The sequence below is a fragment of the Hyphomonas sp. genome (genome assembly GCF_036964145.1).
Taxonomy (GTDB): Bacteria; Pseudomonadota; Alphaproteobacteria; order Caulobacterales; family Hyphomonadaceae; genus Hyphomonas.
The window spans coordinates 112,830-135,354 of the sequence record NZ_JBALUC010000002.1; the positions used below are offsets into that span (position 1 = coordinate 112,830).

Below are 22,525 nucleotides of genomic sequence, written 5' to 3' on the forward strand. Positions count from 1 at the left end.
CTCTAGAAGAAGTCCGGACTGACCCGGAAGTATTTCTCGACCTTCCGGACCATTTCTTCCTGATAGAAGATGATCAGATGATCTTCAGCCTGGACCACGACATCCGGGCCGGCGATGAACACCTCCTTGCCCCGGATCACGGCTGCAGCCGTCATGCCTTCGGGCAAATCATCATAGCCGAGCGGCTTTCCGATCAGGGAAGAAGATTCCAGCGTGATCCCTTCGGCGACCTCGGCCTTGCCGTCCTCGATGGATTGCAGACCAAGGATGCGGCCCCGGCGCATGCGGAGCAGAATCTGCGATACGGTCAGCGCGCGCGGGTCCAGCACGGCATCAACGCGCAGGTCGCGCGCAAGCCCGGCAAGTTCGGTCGCGTTGACCAGGGCGAGCGTCCGCTTGGCGCCGGCCCGTTTGGCCAGATTGGAGATCAGAAGATTCGCCTTGTCGTCATTTGTAATGGCGACGACGAAATCGGCTTTCGGCGCACCGGCCTCAGCCAGAATATCGGGATTGAGCCCGTCGCCCTGAATGACGATGGTCCGCTTGACCTCGGACACGACCTCATTGGCGCGCTCGGTATTGTGCTCGATCAGGCGGATCCGGTTCTTGCCTTCCCGCTCAAGCGTGGTGGCGACATAGAGGCCGACATTGCCCCCGCCAACGATCACAACATGGCCGGATTGTTCAGAATCCCGATTGAAGATCGAGGTCAGCCGGTCAGCGTGTTCATCCAGCACCGCGACATAGGCCCTGTCCCCCGGCTTGAGCACGTCCGTGGAACGCGGCGCGCGCACGGAGTCACCCCGGCCAATGCCCACGATCCGGGCCGACAGATCCGGGAACAAGCCCCGCAACTGGTCCACAGGCGTGTCCAGCAACGGATTGCTATCGTCAATCTCAAGGCCGAGCAGCCGGACCTTGCCCTTGCCAAAGGTCGCGCTCATGACGGCGCCGGGTGTCCGGAAGCGTTGGAGGATGGCCTCGCCGACCTCCACTTCCGGTGAGATCACCATGTCGATGGGCAGGCCCTCTCGGGAGAAGATGTTCTTCCAGGCGGGGTCGATGTAAGATTGCTCCCGCACCCGCGCGATCTTGTACGGAACAGAAAAAAGCGTGTGGGCAATTTGGCAGATCACCATATTGATTTCGTCGAAATGCGTCACCGCGATGATCATCTCGCAATCGGCCGCACCCGCCTTCTTCAGGACGTCAGGATGCGCCGCATGGCCGGTGAAGCCGCGCACATCGAGGTCCGTCGAAACCTGGTCGACCAGGTCCGGATTTTCGTCGATGATGGTGATGTCATGCTTCTCGCGTGCCAGACGCCGGGCAATTCCGTGCCCGACACGGCCCGCACCGCAAATCAGAACATGCATGGTCTACAGCCTCTCAACGGCCTCAGCCGTCCTGACGAGTAAGATTCGAATTTACGCCTAAAGCCTTTAATTTTCTGTGCAAGGCCGAACGCTCCATGCCGATGAATTCTGCCGTTCGGGAGATATTGCCATTGAACCGCGTGATCTGCAGAGCGAGGTATTCCCGCTCGAACTGCTCCCGAGCATCCCGGAGCGACAGCCCGACAAGTTCGGCTGATCCGCTCTTCCCGGCCCCGCCCGGCACCCCGGAGGGTTCACGCGGCAATTCGTCCACGCTGACGGGCCGACTCGAATCCGATGGTGACAGGATCAGGATCCGCTCGACCACGTTGCGGAGCTGGCGAATATTGCCCGGCCAGTCCATCGACTGGAGCACGGCCATGGCCTCGGTGGAAAACGTCCGCGGCGTCAGACCGGAGGAATCAGCAATCCGGTTGGTGAAATAGGTCACGAGGTCGCCAATATCGTCTCGCCTCTCTGCCAGCGACGGCACCCGCAAGGGTACGACACTCAGCCGATAGTACAAATCTTCCCGGAAACGCCCTTCAGAAATTTCATGGCGAATGTCCTTGGTGGTCGCAGACATGACTCGCACATCCACGCTGACATCGGATTTCCCCCCGACCCTCTGAAAGCGCTGCTCGGTCAGGACCCGCAAGATCTTGTTCTGGGTGCCAAGAGGCATGTCAGCCACTTCATCCAGCAGCAAGGTTCCGTTGTGGGCCTTTTCAAACAGGCCAATCCGCGTGGTGCGGCCTTCGGAATCCTCTTCTCCGAACAGGGCAATTTCCATCTGGTCCGGCGCAATGGTGGCCGCATTGACGACCACGAAGGGCCCACTCTCGCGCTGGGAATTCCGGTGGATCAGACGCGCCGCGAGTTCCTTGCCGGACCCGGCAGGCCCGGAGATCATGACGCGGGAATTCGTTGGGGCGACCTTGTCGATGGATGCCCGCAACGTCGCCGCGGCCTGGCTCTCGCCGATCCATTGCTCATTGTCCCCTGCCCGGTTTCTCAGGGATGCATTTTCATACTTCAATGCAGCGGACTCGATTGCGCGCTCAACCATGTGCAACAGGCGATCAGTCTTGAACGGCTTTTCGATGAAGTCATACGCGCCGCGCCGAATCGCTGCGACAGCGGTCTCGATATTGCCGTGCCCGCTGATCACGATGACCGGAAGGATCGGGTCAATGGATTTCAAATATTTCAACAAGGACAGCCCGTCCATGCCGCTGCCCTGCAGCCAGACATCCAGCACCACGAGTCGCGGCGTTCGGGCCCGCACTTCCTCCAGGGCCCTTTCGGCGGTCTCAGCCGTCCGCGCCGAATACCCTTCATCTCCCAGGACACCCGCAATCAGTTCACGGATATCCGGCTCGTCATCAACTACAAGAATGTCCAAGGCCATTTTGCAAGCTCCTCTACACCAATCCGGCACTGGCCGGAGAGTCTTCCATGTTTTCGTCTGTTGTTGCTTCGAGCGCTTCGTGCACGCGCAATGTATTGTGGGGCAGCCAGACCCGGACGCGCGCGCCGCGCAGTCCGTCCAGCCGGTTCTGGAGGGAAATAGACCCGCCATGATCAGCGATGATCCGGTTCACGATGGCGAGGCCGAGCCCGGTGCCCTTTTCGCGGGTCGTCACATAGGGTTCGAGCAGGCGATCGCGGGCATCTTCCGGGAAGCCCGGCCCATTGTCCTCAATCGTGATATCCACGCCCTTGTCCGTTTCGGACAGCACGACCCGGATATGACCTTGCACCTCAGTCTCTTCAGGCATGCCTTCAATGGCCTCGGCCGCATTCTTGAGCAGGTTTCCGAGGGCCTGCCCGATCAGGCGCTCATCTCCCAGATAGCTGACGTTTTCCGCGTCCGCATCGAACTCCACCTCAATGTCCGGGCTCACCATGCCTTGCGAAAAGCTTGTGGCCTGAAGCAGGGATTTCATGTCGAACCGGCTCGCGCTCGGCTTCGGCATCCGCGCAAACGACGAAAATTCCTCAACCATGCGGCCAATATCGCCGACTTGCCGGAGAATGGTTTCAATACAGCGCTCGAACACGCCGTCTGTGTCATCAATCTTGTCGGCATAGCGCCGGCGCAAACGCTCCGTGGAGAGCATGATCGGTGTGAGGGGGTTGCGAATTTCATGCGCAATACGGCGCGCGACGTCTCGCCAGGCAAGCTGGCGCTGTGCATTCACAAGCCGGGTTGTGTCATCAAATGTCAGAACGCAGCCACCAGCCGGATCAGGCGCTGTCTTCAGCCTGAAATGCCGTACGGCTCCGTTGCGGTGGAGGTCCAGGGACGCATCAACGGGTGAATTCTGTTGCAGCGTATCCCGTGCATATTGAACGAAGTCCGGGGCAACTTGGCTCAGGCTCTCCCCTTCCTCGATTTCATCGACTCCGAGCAAATCTCCCGCAGACCGGTTTGCCAGCGTGACGATCATGTTGCCGTCCATCCGGATGATCCCGGCGCTGACCTCGGCCAGAAGGGTTTCAACGAAGCGGCGGCGATCCTCCTCCTCCTCCCGCGCCCGGATGAGGGCATTGCGCTGCTCGGACAATTGCTCCGTCATCGCATTGAATGACTTGCTGAGCGCGTAGACTTCGTCTTTCGCCCCGGTGACAGGAACGCGCACAGTCAGATCCCCGTCGCGTACAGTGTGAGCCGCGATCGCCAGGCGCCCGATGGGGCCTGTAACCCGGCCAGCCGCCTCAAGGCCGAGCCGACCCGCGAGGAGCAGGACCAGCGCCGCGATCTGCGCATAGCCGATGGCGAAGATGGTCTGCAGCCGGCCGCCCTGCCGCTTGGCATTGTTGTACTGGATGATTTCCGCTTCCGCCTCACGCAGGCGCACGGCCGCGTTCCGGTCGAAATTCTTCACGGCATAGATGTAGCCATCGAGCGGCTCGGTAATATGAATCAGCGCCGTCGCAACACCCCGGTTTTCATACAAGGTGGTCGCAATCTCCCCCTGGTCGGCCTCCGCAAAGGCGGAGGCTGGAGGAGGGATCAGGATGGCATCCTGCACGCTCTCCTGCGAGATCAGCTCGACCCCGTCCGCGCCGAGAATGGCAATGGTGAGAAAATCCCGGAAAGCGAGTTCGGAGCGAAGGCCTTCCGAGAATGCGAGCGAAGCTTCCGTGGACAGGTTTCGGGCGGCTTCGGCATCCGCGAGATTGGCTTCTACTTCGCGGGCGAAGTTTTCGACATCCAGCGCCGCGAGCCGCACGTCCACATCGAACGTCGTCTCGAAATTGTCGACATAGGTGCGGAAGATTTCGGCATTCTTCTCCATGACGGAATCGACCCGCTCGCCCAGCCAGTTGTCGAGGCCTTGCGTGAATACGGCCCCCAGGAAGACGGCGACGATGGCGGACGGCACCAGTGCAGAGAATCCGAACAACATGACAAAGCGACGTGCGAGCCGGCCGCGCCCTTCGCTCTCACTGTTGGATTGTATGGAGAGATATTCCCGGGCGACGATTGTGGCGAGGACAATGATGACGACAAAATTCAGCCCGAGCAGCCACGGCGTGGCGCCAGCCGTCGGATTGTCGGGATCCACGCCGGAAATGGCGATGAAGGTCGCAAACACGGCCACGAGGGCCGCGATAATGAATAGGCCTTCAAAGAGGGCCCAGCTTGCCTTCGTGGCCTGCTGACTCAGTACATTCGACAACGATACACCGCTCTACACATGGCCACCCCGGCCCGTTGCCCTTCAGACACACTTACGTGCCTCAAAAGCAACAGTGGTGCAGTAAAGCCACAGTCGGCGTATCAGTCAATCACTCTTCTGCAATGCCAAGGGCATTGATCTTGGCCCGCAATGTGTTGCGGTTCATGCCGAGCAATTGCGCCGCCTTGACCTTGTTGCCGGCCGTCACCGAGAGAGCGAGCCGGATAAGGGGCCGCTCGACCTGGTCGATGACATTCGAATACACACTCGAATCCTCATGATCCCCGCTCGCGATGAGATCGCCCATCACATAGCGGTGGAGCAGCGTTTCGATGTCTTTCTCAAAACCCGCGCTCGACCCCTTCTGCTCGCTCGCCCCCGCGCGCAGTTCACGTTCAACATCGCGCAGCGTGATCGTCTCGTCCGGGCACAGCACAGCCAGCCGCAGGACAAGGTTTTCAAGTTCGCGCACATTGCCCGGCCAGTCATAGGCCGTCAGCAGGTCCAGCGCCGACTTGTCCAGCGTCTTTGCCGCCAGTCCCTGGCGCTGCGCACGGATCAGGAAGGCGCGGGCCAGTTCCGTAATGTCTTCCTTGCGCAGGCGCAGCGGCGGCATGGTCAGCCGGACGACATTGAGCCGGTAATAGAGATCTTCCCGGAACTTGCCGTCATCGACGAGCCGGCCAAGATTCCGGCGGGTGGAGGCGATAATCCGCGCGCCGCTGGAATCACGCATCAGTTTGACGAGCTGCGTCTGGGCTTCTGCCGGCAGGTCCCCGATCTCGTCCAGATAGAGTGTGCCACCTTTCTGGTGGACGGCGCCCTGTTCGCCATTGTGGCCGAACAGCTGGCGATTGATTTCCGAGGCGGGCAAAGCGGCCAGGTCCAGGGCAACGAAATTGCCATTCTTCGCGTCGCCCAATTGATGGATCGCGCGGGCAGCGAGTTCCTTGCCGGTCCCGCTCTCCCCTTCGATCAGGACGGTCAGATCGGTGTTCATCACCTTGGCGATTATCCGATAGACTTCCTGCATGGCATCGGACCGTCCGATCAGCGGCAAGCCAGCATCGCTGATGGCTTTCTGTGATTCCGGATTAATCGCGCGGGCGGAGACTTTCGGCTGGGACTTCAGAGCGCGCTGGACAAGGCCGGACAGGGTATCGATGTCGAAAGGCTTCGGCAGATAGTCGAACGCGCCATGTTGCGCCGCCGACGCCGCCGTAAGGATGGTGTTCTGGCCACTCATCACAATGAAGGGCAGGTCTGGCCTCGCCAGCTTCAAGGAGGGCAGCAGGTCGAAGATAGAGGCATCGCCGAGGAACACATCGGAGACGACGACGTCGCCTTCACCATTGCGAACCCAACGCTCCAACGCTTCGGGGGAACTCGTGGCCCGGACCTCATAGCCTGCGGCGACGAGCGTCTGGTTCACAATCAATCGAATGCTTGCATCATCTTCTGCAAGCAGAACGGTCTTCTCAGCCATCAGTCTTTTCCCCTGTGCCTAGCGGCAGCAATACTGAAAAGCGCGTCGAGCCCGGCACGCTGTCTACACGAATCTGACCGCCATGAGCGGTCACCACTTCCTTCACAATCGACAGCCCAAGCCCACGGGCGCCAGATTTGCTGCTCTGGAACACTTCAAAGATTGTATTCTGCCGATTGCGGGGTATGCCTTTGCCTGTGTCCTCGACGGAGACGAGCATGGCCCGCCGCAGGCCGGCGCCAAGCCGCGCCTGCCGGAAGGACAGGCCAGCCGCATAGGATGTGCGCACCGTGACCTTGCCTGGTGCCCCTCCCTCCATTGCGGCCTCGGCCGCATTACGGATCACATTCTGGAAAGCCTGTTGCAAATGGTCTGAGTCACCGATGACCGGCGGCAGGGACGGATCGAAATCCCGCTTGAATTCAATCTTGCTGCCCATCGCGGCCCGTTCGGATGCAAGCACGCGCTCCAGCAGCGCATGAATGTTGAACGGCTCCATATGCGGGGCCGAAAACAATTCGAAGGCGGACAAACGGTTTACCAGCCGTTCTATGCGGCGCGCTTCATCCTTGATGATTTCCAGGAGCTCTGCCTGCCCGTCGACCGATTGCCGCTCAAGCAATTGTGCCGCGCCAATAATGCCCCCGAGCGGGTTCTTGACCTCGTGGCCCAGAATGCGGCCGAAGCCGGCAACGCCTGCAGCCGAGTCATTAACGTCGCGCGTGGCGGCCTCGCACATCGCGATCATGTAGCCATTATCATCGGTCGATCTGACCCAGATGTCACAGATCTGGCGTGACAACAGACCGGGGCCTGTAATCGGCGTGCCCGGGGCTGCGATATCACCCACCGTACGCTCGGCCCGGTCGAGCAGCTCAAAGACCGGGGAGTCATGATAGATGATCTCACTCAAGGGCTTGCTGCGCAGACCACGTCGGGACAGCTGCAACAGGCTCTCCGCCGCCGCGTTCACCTCGACAACTTTCCGACGGGAATCGATCAGCAGCAAGGCAATCGGAGACAGGTCACCCAGTCTCGGAGCAGACAATGCAATATCACTCGCCATCACGCAGCCTCCATTTCCCTGGTTTTCGTATAAACACGCCGCAGCGCTGCCTTCAGCTCATTGGCATCGCTGATCTGGCACAGTTCAGACCGGAGCTTGCGCCGCGTGTCCGGGTCTATCGGCAATGCCACGGCATCAATCGCCGCTGAGATATGCTTGCGCACCGTGCGGATGCCCAGAAACGCTCCATAGAGTTCGACACTGTCAGACACCTGCTCCAGTAGACTGTCCAATTGAACCGAAAGGCTTGGCATTTCGAAACGGCGCCCTTCAAGATGCGCCGCGATCTGGCCCGGCAACCATGGACGCCCCATCGCCGACCGCCCGATCATCACGCCATGAGCGCCAGATGCCACAAGCGCGCCCTCAGCGTCCTCAATCGATCCGATATCGCCATTGACAATCACGGGCACGGATACGGCCTGCACCGTGTCGGCCACACGCGCCCAGTCCGCCTCGCCTTTGTAGAACTGGCAGCGTGTCCGGCCATGAACGGTGAGCATGCAAATGCCCATACGCTCTGCCGCGACCGCAATTTCCGGCGCATTCAGGCTCTGATCATCCCAACCAAGGCGCATCTTCAGGGTCACCGGCAGGTCGCCTGCCCCATCCAGCGCCGCCTGGATGATCTCCAGTGCCAGCGGGAAATCCCGCATGAGGGCAGAGCCGGACTGCGCGCCTGTCACTTGCCGGGACGGGCATCCCATATTGATGTCGATAACATCCACACCCGTCTCTCTAAGCAGCTGCGCACCGACCCGCATGGCTTCAGGCTTGCTCGCGGCCAGCTGGACGATCCATTGGCCGTCACCGTCATGCCGACAGGTTCGCCGCACAACGTCCGGACGCGCAGCCGCAAGCATGTCTCCGGCCACCATTTCGGACACGACAGCTGGCGCGCCGAAACGGCTCGCCTGACGCCGCATGGGCGCATCCGTGGCCCCTGACATCGGTGCCAGCCATACTTGAGGTGCTCGAAAATTGGTCATTCGCCTATCTTTCCGTTTTTTTAGACTTTCGCAAGTGCACAATATGCAAGCAGTTTTCTGCGGATACCGCCGCAATCATCTGTAGCCATGTCCGCCGAGCTCACCTAAAAAGCGTCGTATGAACAAGGCGGTTGCCATTATTGTCGCTGCAGGCCAAGGCCGCCGAGCAGAGAGTGCACGTGCGAAACAGTGGTGCGATCTTAATGGCCGACGCGTCATCGATTGGTCCATTGCGGCATTCCGGTCACACCCAAAAGTCGAACAAATCATCATTGTGACAGGGCCAGACGCCCCCGCGGACTTTGCGCCAGAGGGCTGTATTTGCGTTGCAGGCGGAGCGACCCGCACCTTGTCAGTGCGGAACGGACTTGCGGCCATTCCCGCCCCGGATAACAGCACGATTGTCCTGATCCATGATGCCGCGCGGCCCGGATTGACCCATGCGACCCTTGATGCCTTGCTTGAGGCCCTGACGACGCACGCTGCCGCAGCCCCCGCCCTGCCCGTTCAGGATGCCCTGAAACGACAGGGCGACCGGACGCTCGAAACCGTGTCCCGCGACTCCCTGTTTCGCGTCCAGACCCCCCAGGCTTTCCGATACGGCGCCATTACTATGGCGCTCGCAGAAGCGGGCGACGATCTGGTCGATGATCTCGCTGCGGTCGAAGCTCAGGGCATCGAAGTCAAACTCGTGCGCGGGACGGACCGGCTGCACAAGATCACCTATCCGGAGGATTTCGACATGGTCTCCAGACTGATGGCGCCCCCCGCCGGCCAGGTGCGGATCGGCAAGGGATTTGATGTCCACGCTTTCGAGCCGGGCGATCATGTCACCCTGTGCGGCATCAAGATCCCGCATTCAGCACGGCTCAAAGGCCATTCTGATGCGGACGCGGCCTGGCACGCCCTGACGGATGCCATCCTGGGGGCCGCCGCGCTCGGCGATATTGGCGACCATTTCCCCCCCAGCGACGACCGCTGGAAAGACGCAGACAGCGGCATCTTCCTGAAGGAAGCCCAGCGACTCGTGAGCGAACAGGGCCTGGCCATCGGCAATTGCGACATCACCGTGATCTGCGAAGCCCCAAAGGTGAAACCGCATCGGGAAGACATGCGCGCGCGCACCGCCGAACTGCTTGGACTTCCGCTGGATGCCGTCAGCGTGAAAGCCACGACGACCGAAGGCCTGGGCTTTACCGGCCGCCGCGAAGGTATTGCCGCCGAAGCCGTGGTGACACTTTACGCCACGACGGACACCTGAACCCTCAATCTTCGCTTCACGGCGAGCAGAACACCTCATATCGTGCACGACATGTTTCCAGATCGTCTCAGAAATCTCGCCATGCTGATCCTCGATGATGCCGCTCAGGCACGGTTGCGGATTTGCACGGCCGAAAGTTGCACGGGCGGCCTCCTCGCCGGCCTGCTGACCGATATTCCGGGCAGTTCAACGGTCTTTGAGCGCGGCTTCGTCACTTATTCCAATCGCGCCAAGGAAGAGATGCTTGGCATCGCGGGAGACGTGATCGCAGACTATGGCGCTGTGTCCGAACCGATCGCCCGCATGATGGCGGAAGGTGCTCTGGAAGCCAGCCGCGCGAATATTGCCGTCTCCATTACCGGCGTGGCCGGGCCCGGCGGGGGAACCCCGATGAAGCCGGTCGGAACGGTGCATGTGGCCTGCGCGCGGGAAAACCGCGCCGTCATTCACGAAATGCTCCAGACCGGAGACATTGGCCGCCAACAGATTCGGCTGGCCGCAATGGAATGCGCGCTGAAACAGATCCAGTTGCAGATCGCCTAGGCGGTTCCGCCATAGCGGCGTTCGGCTTCAGCCAGGAAAGCCGAGAGAATCTTGTTGACCGCCAGCCCCTGATTGGCGGCGGCCAACATGCCGATGAACGGGTTCTTGAAGTCGTAGTCGATGGTCAGCGAAATATCCGAGCCGGCCCGGTCAGATGTCAGGATCCGCCATTCGGCCTTCAGCTTCCTGAAGGGCCCCTTCACGAGAGAGGCGGTAACAGTGCCGGTGTTCGGATCTGCTTCCACCCGCGTCGTGAAGCGTTCGACAAAACCTTTGAAGCCGACGGCCGCCTCTCCAAAACAGGTGAAACTGCCATCCTGTTTGGCCATCATTTCGGAGACCCGCATCGCGGTGATCCATTTGATGAAATCCGGATAGGCCGCAATGTCGGACACAAGCTCAAAAGCCTGTTCCCCGCCATACGGGACATGAACGGATTTCGAGAAATGCGGCATACCTAGACGGCAGCAGCGGCCAGTTGAGCCTCGCGGGCAGCCCGGAGCCGGGCAAAATCTTCGCCGGCATGGTGAGACGACCGGGTCAGCGGTGAGGCCGAGACCATCAGGAAGCCTTTGGAGCGCGCAATTTCCTCATAGGTCTTGAACTCCTCCGGCGACACATACCGGTCAATCGCCGCATGCTTGCGGGTCGGCTGCAGGTATTGGCCAATGGTCAGGAAGTCGACACCTGCAGACCGCATGTCATCCATGACCTGCATGACCTCTTCCTTCGTCTCGCCAAGGCCGACCATCAGGCCGGATTTGGTGAACTGGGTCGGGTCGCGGTCCTTCACCTTCTGGAGAAGCCGAAGCGAATGGAAATAGCGCGCGCCGGGGCGGATCGACAGATACAGGCGCGGCACCGTTTCAAGATTGTGGTTGAACACGTCCGGTTTCGCGTCGATCACGTGATTCTCCCAGCCATCCTTTCTCAGAAAGTCGGGCGTCAGGATTTCAATTGTCGTTCCCGGCGAGGTCGTACGGATAGCGTCGATTGTGTTGACGAAATGCATCGCCCCGCCATCGGTCAGATCATCCCGGTCCACCGATGTGATCACGACATGCTGCAGACCCATTTCGGCGACGGCCTCGGCCACACGGCCTGGCTCGTCCTCCTCCACCCGGCCGGGTGTGAGTGGCTTGCCGGTTGAGACGTTACAGAAACTGCAGGCACGGGTGCAAATTTCACCCAGAATCATCATCGTTGCGTGCTTCTTGTCCCAGCATTCCCCGATGTTGGGGCAGCCCGCCTCTTCACAGACCGTCACCAGCCCCTTCGACTTCACGATCTGGCGAGTCTCGGCATACCCTTGGGATGTCGGCGCTTTCACGCGAATCCAGTCGGGTTTGCGCAAGAGCGGCGTATCCGGCCGCGACTGCTTTTCCGGGTGCCTGTGCTTGCGGGTGCTTTGCGTCAGATCGATGAGATTTGCCATGGTGGGAAAATGGACGTGACCGGCTGTTTCATCAAGGGAAATACACTGCAGAGTGTTTATGCAATCTTGCATTAGGGCTTGCGACAGTGTCGTTAAATGACAGATTGTTACAGAAAACATGGGGCAACGCCTCGGAGGAAACGAAGGCCATCATGACCGGACAGACCATCCCGGCACCTTTGCCATACCAGCCATCCCGCACGCGAACCGACCTTTTCAGCGCCCTCTTCCGGGCCAAAAAGGAATTCGGCGCGGACAAGACGATTCTGATCGATGGCGACGATCGCGAACTCTCCTACAAGGAGCTTGTCCAGGCCTCGCTCGCGCTGGGCTCAGCCTTGCGCAAAGGCACGAAGGCAGGCGAAGCGGTAGGCGTCATGCTGCCCAGCGGCGCCGGCGCCGTCATTGGCTTCTTCGCGCTCAGCGCCTTCAATCGCATTCCGGCCATGCTGAACTTCACCGCAGGGGCCCGGAACCTGAAGGCCGCCCTCCGGGCCGGCGAGATCAGCCGCATCATCACTGCCCACAAATTTGTCGAACTGGGCGGGCTCGAAAACCTGATGGACGAACTCTCGGGATCTGCCGAGATCGTCTATCTTGAAGACGTCCGGGAAAATTTGACGCTCGCCCACAAGCTCGTGGCAGCGGTCGGCTCGATCATGCCGGGTCTCGTGCGCAAGCAGTCGCGCTACAAATCCGCCGGCGTGATGCTGTTCACATCCGGCACCGAAGGTGAGCCCAAGGGCGTGGTCCTCAGCCATGAGAATGTCATGGCCAATGTCGAACAGGTGCGCGCACATATCGGTCTCAACCCTGACACGGACAAGCTCTTCAATCCCCTGCCGACATTCCATTGTTTCGGCCTGACGGTCGGCGCGGTTCTGCCGCTGGTCGCCGGTATTCCAGTCATGTTCCATCCTTCGCCGCTTCAGCCGCGTGAAATCGTCCGGCGCATCCGGGCCAACCAGTCGACCATCCTGCTCGCGACCGACACATTCATCTCGCAATACGCCCGGATCGGGAGTGATGGAGACATGGACTCCATTCGCCTCGCCGTCTGCGGCGCCGAGCGCGTGAAGGACGAGACCCGCTCATTGGTCCGCCGCAAATTCGAGATCGAGATTCTCGAAGGCTATGGCGCCACCGAGGCGTCGCCGGTGATCGCCGCCAACAAATGGGACAACAATCGCCCCGGCACGGTGGGCAGTCTGATGTCCGGGATGGAATCCAGGCTCCTGCCGGTTGACGGAATCGAGGATGGCGGCCGGCTGCACGTCAAAGGACCCAACATCATGATGGGCTATCTGCGGCCCTCCAATCCGGGCGTACTGGAGCGCCCTGAAGGCGGCTGGCACGATACCGGCGACATTGTTGCGATCGACAATGAGGGCATCATCCGCATCATGGGACGGGTCAAACGCTTCGCCAAGATTGGCGGGGAAATGGTGTCACTGGCCGTAGTGGAAAATTGCGCCAGCGCCATCTGGCCGGACAATCTGCATGCCGCCGTCACCCTGCCCGATCCCCGCAAGGGCGAACAGGTCATCCTGCTCAGCGACACGCCCGAGAGCAATCGCGAGGACATCCTCGTCTGGGCCAAGAATCATGGCGTGCCGGAATTGTCCGTCCCGAGACGCGTCTACCATGTTGACGAGATTCCGGTGCTCGGGACCGGCAAGATCGATTACGGCGCAGTCCAGAAAAAGGTCGAAGCCCTTCTGGACAACTAGGCCGAAGTCGCGCGCCGTACTGGCATGTGCTTCTTGCCCCAGTCCCGCAGGGTCAGGAGCGCCGGCGCCAGTTCCTGGCCTTTTTCCGTCAGCACGTAATCGTAGCGTTTCGGCGTGTTCGTGTACGCCTTGCGCTCCAGCACACCCGCCTCGACGAGCCGCTTCAGCCGGTCAGCCAGGATGTGCCGGGTCATGCCGCTCGACGCGATGAATTGCTCAAACCGCGACATGCCGAGAAAGCAGTCGCGCAGGATCAGCATGGTCCACCGATCCCCTACCAGGGACAGCGTCCGAGCGACCGGGCACCAATTTTCGGATAAATCGGACCATTTCATGCTGACACCCCTATACCGATTTGCCATAGTTCCAAAACGAAACTCGATTTGGAGCGACCCATGTCTGGCAAATTCGAATTCAACTTCGACTATATCAGCCCATTTTCTTACGTAGCCAATGCCGCAGTGCAACAGATTTCGGAACGCACCGGGGCAGAAGCAGAGTTCCGGCCGATCTTCCTAGGCGCGGTCATGCAGGCAACGGGCAACAGACCCCCTGGCATGGTCCCGGCTAAGGCGGCCTACATGATGACCGATCTCCAGCGCTGTACATCCCGCTACGGCTTGGGCTTTCGCATGAACCCGCATTTTCCCATGGTCCGCACACGCAAGCTCCTGCGGGCGACCTGCGGCCTGCAGGACACGCCGTCCGAACAGAGACGCTTCATTGACGCGTGCTTCCATCATATGTGGGCCGCGCCAACGCCGCTGAAGCCGGATGATGAGGAGTCGATCCGGGCGATGTGCACGGCAGAGGGCTTTGACTTCAGTCGGATTCAGGAACTCGCTGAGGACGGCGACAGCAAGGCGACTCTGCAGGCCAACACGGAGTCAGCCATTGCCAGGGGTGCGTTCGGGGCGCCCACCTTCTTTGTCGGTGAGGACATGTATTTCGGCCATGACCGGCTGGACTATATCGAACAGGCCCTGAAAGCTCAGGCGTAGATGCCTGCGGCCTCGGCCAGCGCCTTGTAGGATTTCTCCGGGCGCGGGCCAAAATGCGCGATGACCTCGGCCGCAGCGATGTGGCCGAGATGCGCGCAGGTCTCTAGCGGCAAGCCGCGGGAAATGCCGAACAGGAATCCGGCCGCATACTGGTCGCCCGCCCCGGTCGTATCCAGCACCTGCTTCACAGGCTCCGCCTTGACCACAATCGGGTCTCCGGCGCCGATCACGACCGAGCCTTTCTCGCTGCGCGTGACGGCGGCCACAGCCGTATCGGCTTGAAGCGCTGTCAGGGCCGCATCGAAATCATCGGTCTCATAGAGGGAGAGCAGCTCTTCCTCATTGGCGAACAGAATGTCGACATTGTTGCGGACGAGCTGCAGGAAGCTTGCGCGGTGACGGTCGACGCAGAATTTGTCCGACAGGGTCAGCGCCACTTTCCGGCCTGCCGCCTTGGCGACTTCGGAGGCAAAGACGAAGGCTTCCTTGGCGTCTTCGCGGTCAAACAGATAGCCTTCAAGATAGAGGATGCCGCCGGCGCGGACCGTCGCTTCGTCGACGTCCTCCTTGGAGAACAGGACCGATGCCCCGAGGAACGTGTTCATGCTGCGCGCGCCGTCTTCGGTCACGAAGATGATGCTGCGCGCCGTAGCGGGGCCGCTTTCCAGGGGCGTGGTTGCGAAGGGTACGCCCGTTGCGGACATTTCCCGGGTGAACTGGCTGCCAAGTTCGTCCTTCGCGACCTTGCCGATATAGGCCGCGCGCGCGCCGAAGCTGGCCAGGCCCGCAATCGTGTTCGCACCACTCCCGCCGGATGTGTAGAAGGGCTCGATGGCAGCTTTGGTCAGGGCTTCCGCACGATCTTCCTCGATCAAATTCATCGCATTCTTGTGAATGCCCCAATGCTCGAGAAATACGTCATCCGTCTTCGACATGACATCCACAATGGCATTTCCGAGGCCGACGACATCGAAGCGGATTTCACTCATTTCACAGATTCCCTGATAGCTGGGCGCCAATTGCCAGAGCAACCCGCTGGACGCAACTGCCGCACATGATAAACGCCTGCGGATGAAAATCGCTTATCTGTCTTCTCAGGTCACACAGCCTGGCTCCCCCATCCGGCGGTCCGACGCCTTCGAACATGACTATATGATGCGCGCCCTCCGCCCGGAATTTGCGGAGCGCGGCATGGAAATCAGCGACATCTGCTGGGATGAATCCGCCGACTGGGCCAGTTTTGAGGCCGCCCTGATCGGCACGACATGGGACTACTGGGATCGTCAGGCCGAATTCCTGTCCACGCTTGAGGCCATTGAAGGCCAGACACGCCTATTCAACCCGGCCGCGCTCGTTCGCTGGAACAGTGACAAGACCTATCTGAAGGATCTCGCAGATCGCGGCGCAAACCTGATTCCGACCCTCTGGATCGACGACATGACGGATGACCAGTACGAGCGCGCCTTTGACGTGCTCGGCGAAACGCAGCTGGTCTTCAAGCGTCAGGTGGGCGCCGGGGCAAGCGGCCAGCACCTGCTGACTTCAGGCGCCCCCGCCCCGGACATGCCCCACCCGATGATGGTGCAGCCCTTCCTGCCAACGATCCAGACCGAAGGGGAGCTCAGCTTCATCTTCATTGATGGCGACCTCTCCCACGCGCTGATCAAGCGCGCCAAGCCCGGAGACTATCGTATCCAGTCATCCTATGGCGGCCAGGAAGAGACCATTGTGCCGAGCCGGAATGATTTGAAGGCGGCGCGCGCTGTGCTCGATACACTGGACGAGACACCGCTCTACGCCCGGGTCGACATGCTGCGCCATCCGGACGGCTCCCTGCTCCTGATGGAGCTCGAACTGATCGAGCCCTATCTTTATCCGGAACAGGGAGCGCGTCTCGGGGAACGCATGGCCAAGGCAGTCGCGGCCCGTTTGAAGGGCCGCTGATCGCCCTACTCTCCGAGTGTATAGACCAGCGAGAACTTCGTGGCCGTATCCGTCGCCTCGTAGGTTGGCTGGGGCGAAGTATCATGCCGGACATCGAATGACACGCGTGCAGCCAGATGCCCGTTCAGCGCGGCCGTCAGGCCAAGGCTGTTATTGATCTGGGTCGACTCCTGACCATAGACCAAATTTGTCTTGTTGCTCAGGGACACAGCTTCGTTGAAGGCATAGAAGTATTCCGATTGCGCCACAGCACCCAGGGATTCCTCGGTTGAGGCGGGGATGATCAGCACCGCGCCGGTACTGTCGGTCGTGATCTGGCGCTTCACTTCATCAGTCTTGAAACCCGGACCGCCGCGCACCGTCCAGTGATGCTCTTCATCGTCCAGGAGGTGCCAACCCACACCGCCACCAATGAAGGTGCGGCTATCAAAACCCGTGAACTGATCGACCTCATAGGAGACCCGCCCGAAGGTGAACATGGTGTCGTTGAAATCATGCTCCAGATCGGCCGCCGCGGAATAGCGATTGCGGCTCTCGATGCCGTCTTCCTTGCCATAATCGCCCGACAGCTGGATGCCGAAATTCCAGTTGCCGGCTCCCCGATCTGCATCAATCGCCAGACCGGCTGCGGAGGTTTCCGTGTTGCCGGTCGTCAGCCCGGCGCTGAGGGCGGCTTCCCCGGTCCAGCCATCTTCTGCCACAGCCGGCAGACCGGATAGCAGGCAGAGTGAGGTTGCGCTGAAGACGAATTTGCCGATACGATTCATGCGGTACGCTCCATTGTTTACGTGCACGGTGCGGTGTCGGTCTGAGGTGGCCGCGATTTGGTTAAATTGGGGCGAACTGGTGGCAGGTGCCCCGCGGTGCAGTCATGCCACACCTTTCTTTACCGTGCCTTGGGCCCCAAAGCAGAGGTCGCAGCCGGGTCCGGCGTCTTGGGCGTATACCGGCAGAGGTCGGCAATGGCACAATGCCAGCATTCCGGCTTGCGCGCCTTGCAGACATATCGTCCATGCAGGATGAGCCAGTGATGCGCGCCTTTCTTGAATTCGGGCGGCGTGGCCCGCTCCAGTCCGGCCTCGACTTCGTCAGGTGTCTTGCCGGGGGCCAGGCCGGTGCGGTTCGACACCCGGAAGATGTGCGTATCCACCGCAATCGTGTGGTGGTCGAACGCTTCATTCAGGACGACATTGGCGGTCTTCCGGCCCACGCCCGGCAGGCGCACCAATTCCTCGCGCGTCTGCGGCACCTCCCCGCCCAACTCGTCCAGCAACATCTGGCTGAGCGCGATGACATTCTTCGCCTTGTTGCGCCACAGGCCGATGGTCTTGATGTGCTCGGCAACCCCCGCCTCGCCCAACGCCAGCATCTTTTCCGGCGTATCGGCCAGCGCGAAAAGTTTGGCGGTCGCCTTGTTCACGCCGACATCCGTCGCCTGCGCTGACAGGGCGACCGCAACAACAAGCGTGTAGGGATTCACGAAATCCAGTTCCGTGCGCGGATCGGGCCGGTCCTCCGCGAGCGCGCAGAAAAGGGCCCTGGCTTTCTCTGGTCCGAAAACGCGCGGGGCGCGCTTCTTCCTTGGGCGTTTGGCGGATGATTTGGTCTGTGTCATTCCGCCTGTCTAATGCCCCCTCGCCATCGCACAAGGCCGTGCTATTTTGAGAGCATGACTGAAGACAAAGAGATCCTCTACATGGACGCTGTCCTGCGGCCCAATCAGTCGCTCAGCCAGCGCGGTTTTGCCATTGTCATGGGCATTGTCGGAGCTGTCAGTTTCCTGACAGGCATTGCGTTCATTTCGATGGGCGCGATCCCGGTCATCGGTTTTTTCGGACTGGATGCGCTCGCTTTCTATTTCGCGTTCCGGATGTCGTTCCGCAAACAGCGGGAAGAAACCCGAATCATCGTGACGGCGAAAGAGCTGCGCCTGACGCACACGCGCGCCAATGGCGCCGAAAAATCTGCGTCCCTGCCGTCAGCCTTTGCCCGCGTGGAACTGGAGGAACCGCTCACCGCAAACAGTTGGTTGCGCATTGAGTATGGCAAGACGGCCTATGTCATCGGGCGTTTCCTGACCCTGCCGGAACGAAAATCGCTGGCCCGCGCCATTCGCGCGGCGCTCCATGATGCCAGACATGAACGCCATCCCGCCTAAAAAATGACGCCTGCGTCATAGTTTTTTTAGAATAGCCATGTTAAGGTGACGCTGACGTCATAAATCGAGCCTATGATAATGGCTCACTGTCGGAGGAAAATTGATGGCTGCTGATACGGTTCAACTGCTTGATCACCCTGCCCTGCAACGCCCGAAGATCACCCACCGGGATCCGCTCTTCGAAGGCTATCTCGAAATTGGCCAGGAAGTGCCGCCAGCCAGTGAGCTGCCGCTGTCGGAGCTCCATCCGGAAGACCCGGAGATCTGGCGCCAGCAGAAAATCTGGGACCGCTTTGAACGCCTGCGCAACGAAGCGCCCGTCCACTATACGGCAGACTCCTTTGTCGGCCCGTTCTGGTCGATCACGCGCTATGAAGACATCATGGCGGTCGATACCGACCACAAGCGCTTCTCTTCCAGCTGGGAACATGGCGGCATCACGCTGGGCAGCCCGCCGGAAGACTTCGAGCTGCCGATGTTCATCGCAATGGATGAGCCGCGCCACTCCGAACAGCGCAAGACGGTCCAGCCGGCCGTTGGCCCGAACATGCTCAAGGAATTCGAGCCCCTGATCCGCTCGCGGACCCAGGGTCTGCTCGACTCCCTTCCGATTGGTGAGCCGTTTGACTGGGTCGATACGGTCTCCGTCGAGCTGACCACGATGATGCTGGCCACGCTGTTCGACTATCCGTTCGAAAAGCGGCGCGACCTGACCCATTGGTCCGACATGGCGACCGGCATGAACAATCCGGACATCTGCCCCGGCGGGGAAGAACAGTGGAAACGCGAGATGATGGAATGTCTCGCCACCTTCATGCAGCTCTTCCAGGAACGCGGCGCGCAGCCCCAGAAGAACGATCTGATCAGCCTGCTCGCGCATGGTGAGAAGACCCGCAACATGACGCCGATGGAATTGCTCGGCAACGTCATCCTGCTCATCGTGGGCGGCAATGACACGACCCGCAACTCGATGACCGCTTCGGTCTACGCGCTGAACAAATTCCCAGCCGAGTACGACAAGCTGAAAGCTGACCTGTCGCTGATCCCGAACATGGTCTCCGAGACAATCCGCTGGCAGACGCCGCTGGCTCACATGCGCCGCACGGCGCTCGAAGATGTCGAGATGCACGGCCAGACCATCAAGAAGGGTGACCAGGTGGCGATGTGGTACGTTTCCGGCAACCGCGATGAGCGGTTCTGGGACCGTCCGAATGACTACATCATCGATCGCCCGGATGCCCGTCGGCACATCTCCTTCGGCTTCGGCATCCACCGCTGCGTCGGCAACCGCCTCGCCGAGCTGCAGCTGCAGATCCTGTGGCAGGAACTCATGGAGCGCTTCAGCCATATCGAAGTGCTGGACGAGCCATCCTACAATGCAGGTGGCTTCGTGAAGGGCTACACCTGGATGCCGGTGATCCTGCACGGCAAATAAGCTTTGGCTGACGCCACGCCAAGACGATAAACCTCCCATCAGACCAGATGGGAGGTTTTCTTTTATGGACGTGTCACAGGCCGTTGCGCAACGTATTTCCACCCGGGCCTTCCTGCCCGATCCCTTGCCTGAAGCAGAGATCCGCGACTGGCTGGAACAGGCCCAGCACGCACCCTCCGGCGGCAACACGCAACCCTGGCGCACCATCGTCGTGACCGGGGACGCCAGGGACGCCGTCATCAGCATGGCCGCGCCTGTGCTCGCCGCGAACCCGAAGGGCCAGCCCACCGACCGTCCGATCTATCCGAAAGACCTCTGGGAGCCGCACGAAGCGCGCCGCCGCAAGGTTGGCGAGATGATGTACGAAACGCTCGGCATCCCGCGCGAAGACCGCGCCGCACGCATTGCCTGGTTCGCCAACAATTTCCGCTTCTTCGACGCCCCCGTCGCCGCCTTCTTCGTGATCGACGAACGGATGGGCCACGGCCAGTGGGGCCATACCGGCATGTACCTCCAGACGCTCGCCCTGCTGGCCGAGGAGCGCGGCTGGGGCACCTGCATGCAGGAATGCTGGGGCATGCTGCGCCCTGCCCTGAAGGAGCATTTCAAACTGGCAGATACCGAAATGGTCTGGTGCGCGATGGCGGTCGGAAAGCCCGACCCGGCCCATCCGGTCAATTCGCTCCGCGCGGAACGGGCCCCGCTGGAAGAGATCGCCGAATTGCACGGTTTCTGATTTTCGCCCCATTCCTGCCGGACCGGCATGGCGTCATGAGACATGCTCACTCGCCGCGCCGCCATTCTGGGAGGTCTCAGCGTCCCGCTTGCGCCCGCCCATCTCGGGACGCAGACCTTGCCGTGGCCGACACGCCTTGCGCTGGCCGGCCGGTCCCAGATCGGCGTTACGCGCATTTATGATCCCGCTTATGTGCGCATCGCCTATCCGATGGGCGATGTGCCGAGGTCGCGCGGGGTCTGCACCGACGTCATCATCCGCGCCTACCGCGATGCGTTCGGAATGGATTTGCAACAGCTCGTCCATGAGGACATGACGGCAGCGTTCGGCGCCTATCCCACACTATGGGGCCTGACGCGCCCGGATCGCCATATCGACCATCGGCGTGTGCCCAATCTGGAAAGATACCTTGAGCGCCACGGCGGCGCCTTGCCCGCCCCGAGACATGTTTCGAGCTGGAAAGCCGGCGACCTCTACACGATGCGCTACATAGGCAACCTGCCGCATATCGGGATCGTCTCGGATCGGACAACACCGTCTGGCCGTCCCCTCATCATCCATAATATGGGCTGGGGCACATCCGAGGACGACATCATCGGTCAATTCCAGCATGAGCGGCGCTTCAGACTGGAGCCCGCCCGCAACGCATGACCTATTCGTCGTCGTCCCACTGGTCCATGGGTTGTTCCGGAACACGCGGCTGCTTGGTCAACTGGATCACGGCGGCTTTCACATCGCCGCTGTCGAATTCTTCCTCGTCGGCCTGAGAGCGATCCGGCGCGCGCGTATAGGCAAATACGCTTACGGCGGACTCGTCCGCGTCCTCATCCGTTTCCACATCGGCATCGGTGTCGGCCTCTGATGCTCCCGCCTCAGCCTCATCGGTCTCGCCATTGACGGCTTCGGCGGTGTCCTCGTCATCCTCATCAACGTCATCCATGAAGTCGGTGACGAAGGAATCCGTTTCCTCGATCTCTCCCAACCCATCATCCGGCGTCTCTTCACCGTTGAGCGCTTCTTCATCCGGCATCTGGAAGCCGTCCGGAATGACATCGGACAACAGGCCCTCGGCTTCGAGGTCGGCCTTGCCCGGCAGTGTCTCGAGGCTCTCCAGCCCGAAATGCTCCATGAAAGCCTCGGTCGTGCCGTAAGTGATGGGCTGGCCAGGCGTCTTGCGGCGTCCCTTGATCTTGACCCAGCCTGTCTCGAGCAAGGTGTCGATGGTCGTCTTGGACACCGCCACACCGCGCACGGCCTCGATTTCGGCGCGCGTGACCGGCTGGCCATAGGCAATGATGGCCAGCGTTTCGACCGTTGCCTGGCCCAGCTTCTTCTGGACCTGGCGTTCCTCGACAAACAAATAGGAAAGATCGGAAGCCGTCTGGAAGCGCCATTTACCGGCCACTTCGACCAGATTGACCCCTCGGTTCACATATTGCGCGCGCAGCGCCATCAACACTTCGGCGGCTTCAACGCCATGCGGCAACGTCTCCGAAATCTGCTCGGCCGACAGGGGCTCCCCCGCTGCGAACAGGATGGCTTCGGCCCGGCGAATGCCTTCCACCAACGCATCGCTGGCCCCGTCAATCAGAGCTTCCTCAGAGCGGCGATAGGCAAACGACAATTGCGCCACGGGATCGCGTTCCGGTTCAGAAGTGTCGTCGGTCATCAAGTAT

At 60.8% G+C, this 22,525-nt stretch carries 22 protein-coding genes; 9 read left to right on the forward strand and 13 right to left on the reverse strand.

The annotated features are described in order from the left end of the window. Positions 1 to 2: 2 nt before the first annotated feature. From trkA to V7660_RS05665, 6 genes are all read right to left on the reverse strand, one after another. A complete protein-coding gene (gene trkA / locus V7660_RS05640) occupies positions 3 to 1,376 on the reverse strand; it encodes a Trk system potassium transporter TrkA (protein WP_335602148.1) in 1,374 nt (457 codons plus the stop codon). A gap of 22 nt (positions 1,377 to 1,398) precedes the next feature. Next, positions 1,399 to 2,787 carry a nitrogen assimilation response regulator NtrX gene (gene ntrX / locus V7660_RS05645; protein WP_335602149.1) on the reverse strand — a complete coding sequence of 463 codons (1,389 nt, stop codon included), beginning with the start codon at positions 2,785 to 2,787 and terminating at the stop codon, positions 1,399 to 1,401. Between the two features lie 13 nt (positions 2,788 to 2,800). After that, the gene (locus V7660_RS05650) at positions 2,801 to 5,065 is read right to left on the reverse strand and encodes a sensor histidine kinase (protein ID WP_335602150.1); all 2,265 of its coding nucleotides are present in this window, start codon (positions 5,063 to 5,065) and stop codon (positions 2,801 to 2,803) included. Between the two features lie 109 nt (positions 5,066 to 5,174). After that, positions 5,175 to 6,551 carry a sigma 54-interacting transcriptional regulator gene (locus V7660_RS05655; protein WP_335602151.1) on the reverse strand — a complete coding sequence of 459 codons (1,377 nt, stop codon included), beginning with the start codon at positions 6,549 to 6,551 and terminating at the stop codon, positions 5,175 to 5,177. Then, positions 6,544 to 7,617 (reverse strand): two-component system sensor histidine kinase NtrB, encoded by a 1,074-nt coding sequence (locus V7660_RS05660; RefSeq protein WP_335602152.1) that lies wholly within the window; start codon positions 7,615 to 7,617, stop codon positions 6,544 to 6,546. The genes V7660_RS05655 and V7660_RS05660 overlap by 8 nt, the downstream gene beginning before the upstream one ends. Next, positions 7,617 to 8,606, reverse strand: a complete 990-nt coding sequence (locus tag V7660_RS05665) for a tRNA dihydrouridine synthase (RefSeq protein WP_335602153.1) — start codon at positions 8,604 to 8,606, stop codon at positions 7,617 to 7,619. Before V7660_RS05665 ends, V7660_RS05660 begins: the two co-directional genes overlap by 1 nt. A gap of 118 nt (positions 8,607 to 8,724) precedes the next feature. Here V7660_RS05665 and V7660_RS05670 point away from each other — a divergent pair, with 118 nt between their 5' ends. Together V7660_RS05670 and V7660_RS05675 are read left to right on the forward strand one after the other, a co-directional pair. Next, on the forward strand, positions 8,725 to 9,867 hold the full coding sequence (locus V7660_RS05670) for a bifunctional 2-C-methyl-D-erythritol 4-phosphate cytidylyltransferase/2-C-methyl-D-erythritol 2,4-cyclodiphosphate synthase (RefSeq protein ID WP_335602154.1): 1,143 nt from the start codon (positions 8,725 to 8,727) through the stop codon (positions 9,865 to 9,867). Positions 9,868 to 9,918: 51 nt separating this feature from the next. Next, entirely contained in the window at positions 9,919 to 10,410 is a 492-nt protein-coding gene (locus V7660_RS05675) for a CinA family protein (protein ID WP_349389048.1), read from the forward strand. On the opposite strand, the gene V7660_RS05680 is transcribed toward V7660_RS05675, so the two are convergent. Further along, entirely contained in the window at positions 10,407 to 10,865 is a 459-nt protein-coding gene (locus V7660_RS05680; RefSeq protein WP_335602156.1) for a type II toxin-antitoxin system RatA family toxin, read from the reverse strand. The genes V7660_RS05675 and V7660_RS05680 overlap by 4 nt on opposite strands. Positions 10,866 to 10,867: 2 nt before the next feature. Continuing rightward, a complete protein-coding gene (lipA, locus tag V7660_RS05685) occupies positions 10,868 to 11,845 on the reverse strand; it encodes a lipoyl synthase (protein WP_335602157.1) in 978 nt (325 codons plus the stop codon). 152 nt (positions 11,846 to 11,997) lie between these two features. On the opposite strand from lipA, the gene V7660_RS05690 reads away from it, so the two are divergent. Then, positions 11,998 to 13,575 carry an AMP-binding protein gene (locus V7660_RS05690; protein WP_335602158.1) on the forward strand — a complete coding sequence of 526 codons (1,578 nt, stop codon included), beginning with the start codon at positions 11,998 to 12,000 and terminating at the stop codon, positions 13,573 to 13,575. On the opposite strand, the gene V7660_RS05695 is transcribed toward V7660_RS05690, so the two are convergent. Next, complete coding sequence (locus V7660_RS05695; protein WP_335602159.1) at positions 13,572 to 13,910, reverse strand: winged helix-turn-helix transcriptional regulator; 339 nt, start codon at positions 13,908 to 13,910, stop codon at positions 13,572 to 13,574. The two genes, V7660_RS05690 and V7660_RS05695, sit on opposite strands and share 4 nt — an antisense overlap. A gap of 60 nt (positions 13,911 to 13,970) precedes the next feature. Here V7660_RS05695 and V7660_RS05700 point away from each other — a divergent pair, with 60 nt between their 5' ends. Next, the gene (locus V7660_RS05700) at positions 13,971 to 14,576 is read left to right on the forward strand and encodes a 2-hydroxychromene-2-carboxylate isomerase (RefSeq protein WP_335602160.1); all 606 of its coding nucleotides are present in this window, start codon (positions 13,971 to 13,973) and stop codon (positions 14,574 to 14,576) included. On the opposite strand, the gene V7660_RS05705 is transcribed toward V7660_RS05700, so the two are convergent. After that, on the reverse strand, positions 14,567 to 15,565 hold the full coding sequence (locus tag V7660_RS05705; protein WP_335602161.1) for an adenosine kinase: 999 nt from the start codon (positions 15,563 to 15,565) through the stop codon (positions 14,567 to 14,569). The two genes, V7660_RS05700 and V7660_RS05705, sit on opposite strands and share 10 nt — an antisense overlap. Positions 15,566 to 15,647: 82 nt before the next feature. On the opposite strand from V7660_RS05705, the gene V7660_RS05710 reads away from it, so the two are divergent. Next, on the forward strand, positions 15,648 to 16,520 hold the full coding sequence (locus tag V7660_RS05710; RefSeq protein WP_335602162.1) for an ATP-grasp domain-containing protein: 873 nt from the start codon (positions 15,648 to 15,650) through the stop codon (positions 16,518 to 16,520). Between the two features lie 5 nt (positions 16,521 to 16,525). Here the strand turns inward: V7660_RS05710 and V7660_RS05715 are convergent, their stop codons facing one another. Both V7660_RS05715 and nth read right to left on the reverse strand, forming a co-directional pair. Then, a complete protein-coding gene (locus tag V7660_RS05715; RefSeq protein WP_335602163.1) occupies positions 16,526 to 17,287 on the reverse strand; it encodes a DUF481 domain-containing protein in 762 nt (253 codons plus the stop codon). Positions 17,288 to 17,406: 119 nt separating this feature from the next. Next, complete coding sequence (nth, locus tag V7660_RS05720) at positions 17,407 to 18,135, reverse strand: endonuclease III (protein WP_335602164.1); 729 nt, start codon at positions 18,133 to 18,135, stop codon at positions 17,407 to 17,409. 54 nt (positions 18,136 to 18,189) lie between these two features. Here nth and V7660_RS05725 point away from each other — a divergent pair, with 54 nt between their 5' ends. From V7660_RS05725 to V7660_RS05740, 4 genes are all read left to right on the forward strand, one after another. Continuing rightward, positions 18,190 to 18,678: a DUF2244 domain-containing protein gene (locus tag V7660_RS05725; protein WP_335602165.1), complete on the forward strand. Its 489-nt coding sequence runs from the start codon at positions 18,190 to 18,192 to the stop codon at positions 18,676 to 18,678. 103 nt (positions 18,679 to 18,781) lie between these two features. After that, a complete protein-coding gene (locus tag V7660_RS05730; protein WP_335602166.1) occupies positions 18,782 to 20,113 on the forward strand; it encodes a cytochrome P450 in 1,332 nt (443 codons plus the stop codon). A 64-nt stretch (positions 20,114 to 20,177) separates the two neighbouring features. Next, a complete protein-coding gene (locus tag V7660_RS05735; protein WP_335602167.1) occupies positions 20,178 to 20,849 on the forward strand; it encodes a nitroreductase in 672 nt (223 codons plus the stop codon). A gap of 42 nt (positions 20,850 to 20,891) precedes the next feature. After that, a complete protein-coding gene (locus tag V7660_RS05740) occupies positions 20,892 to 21,500 on the forward strand; it encodes a DUF1287 domain-containing protein (protein ID WP_335602168.1) in 609 nt (202 codons plus the stop codon). A gap of 1 nt (position 21,501) precedes the next feature. Here V7660_RS05740 and scpB read toward each other — a convergent pair whose 3' ends face one another. Continuing rightward, positions 21,502 to 22,518, reverse strand: coding sequence for an SMC-Scp complex subunit ScpB (gene scpB, locus V7660_RS05745; protein WP_335602169.1), 1,017 nt, complete (start codon positions 22,516 to 22,518; stop codon positions 21,502 to 21,504). Positions 22,519 to 22,525 lie beyond the last annotated feature (7 nt).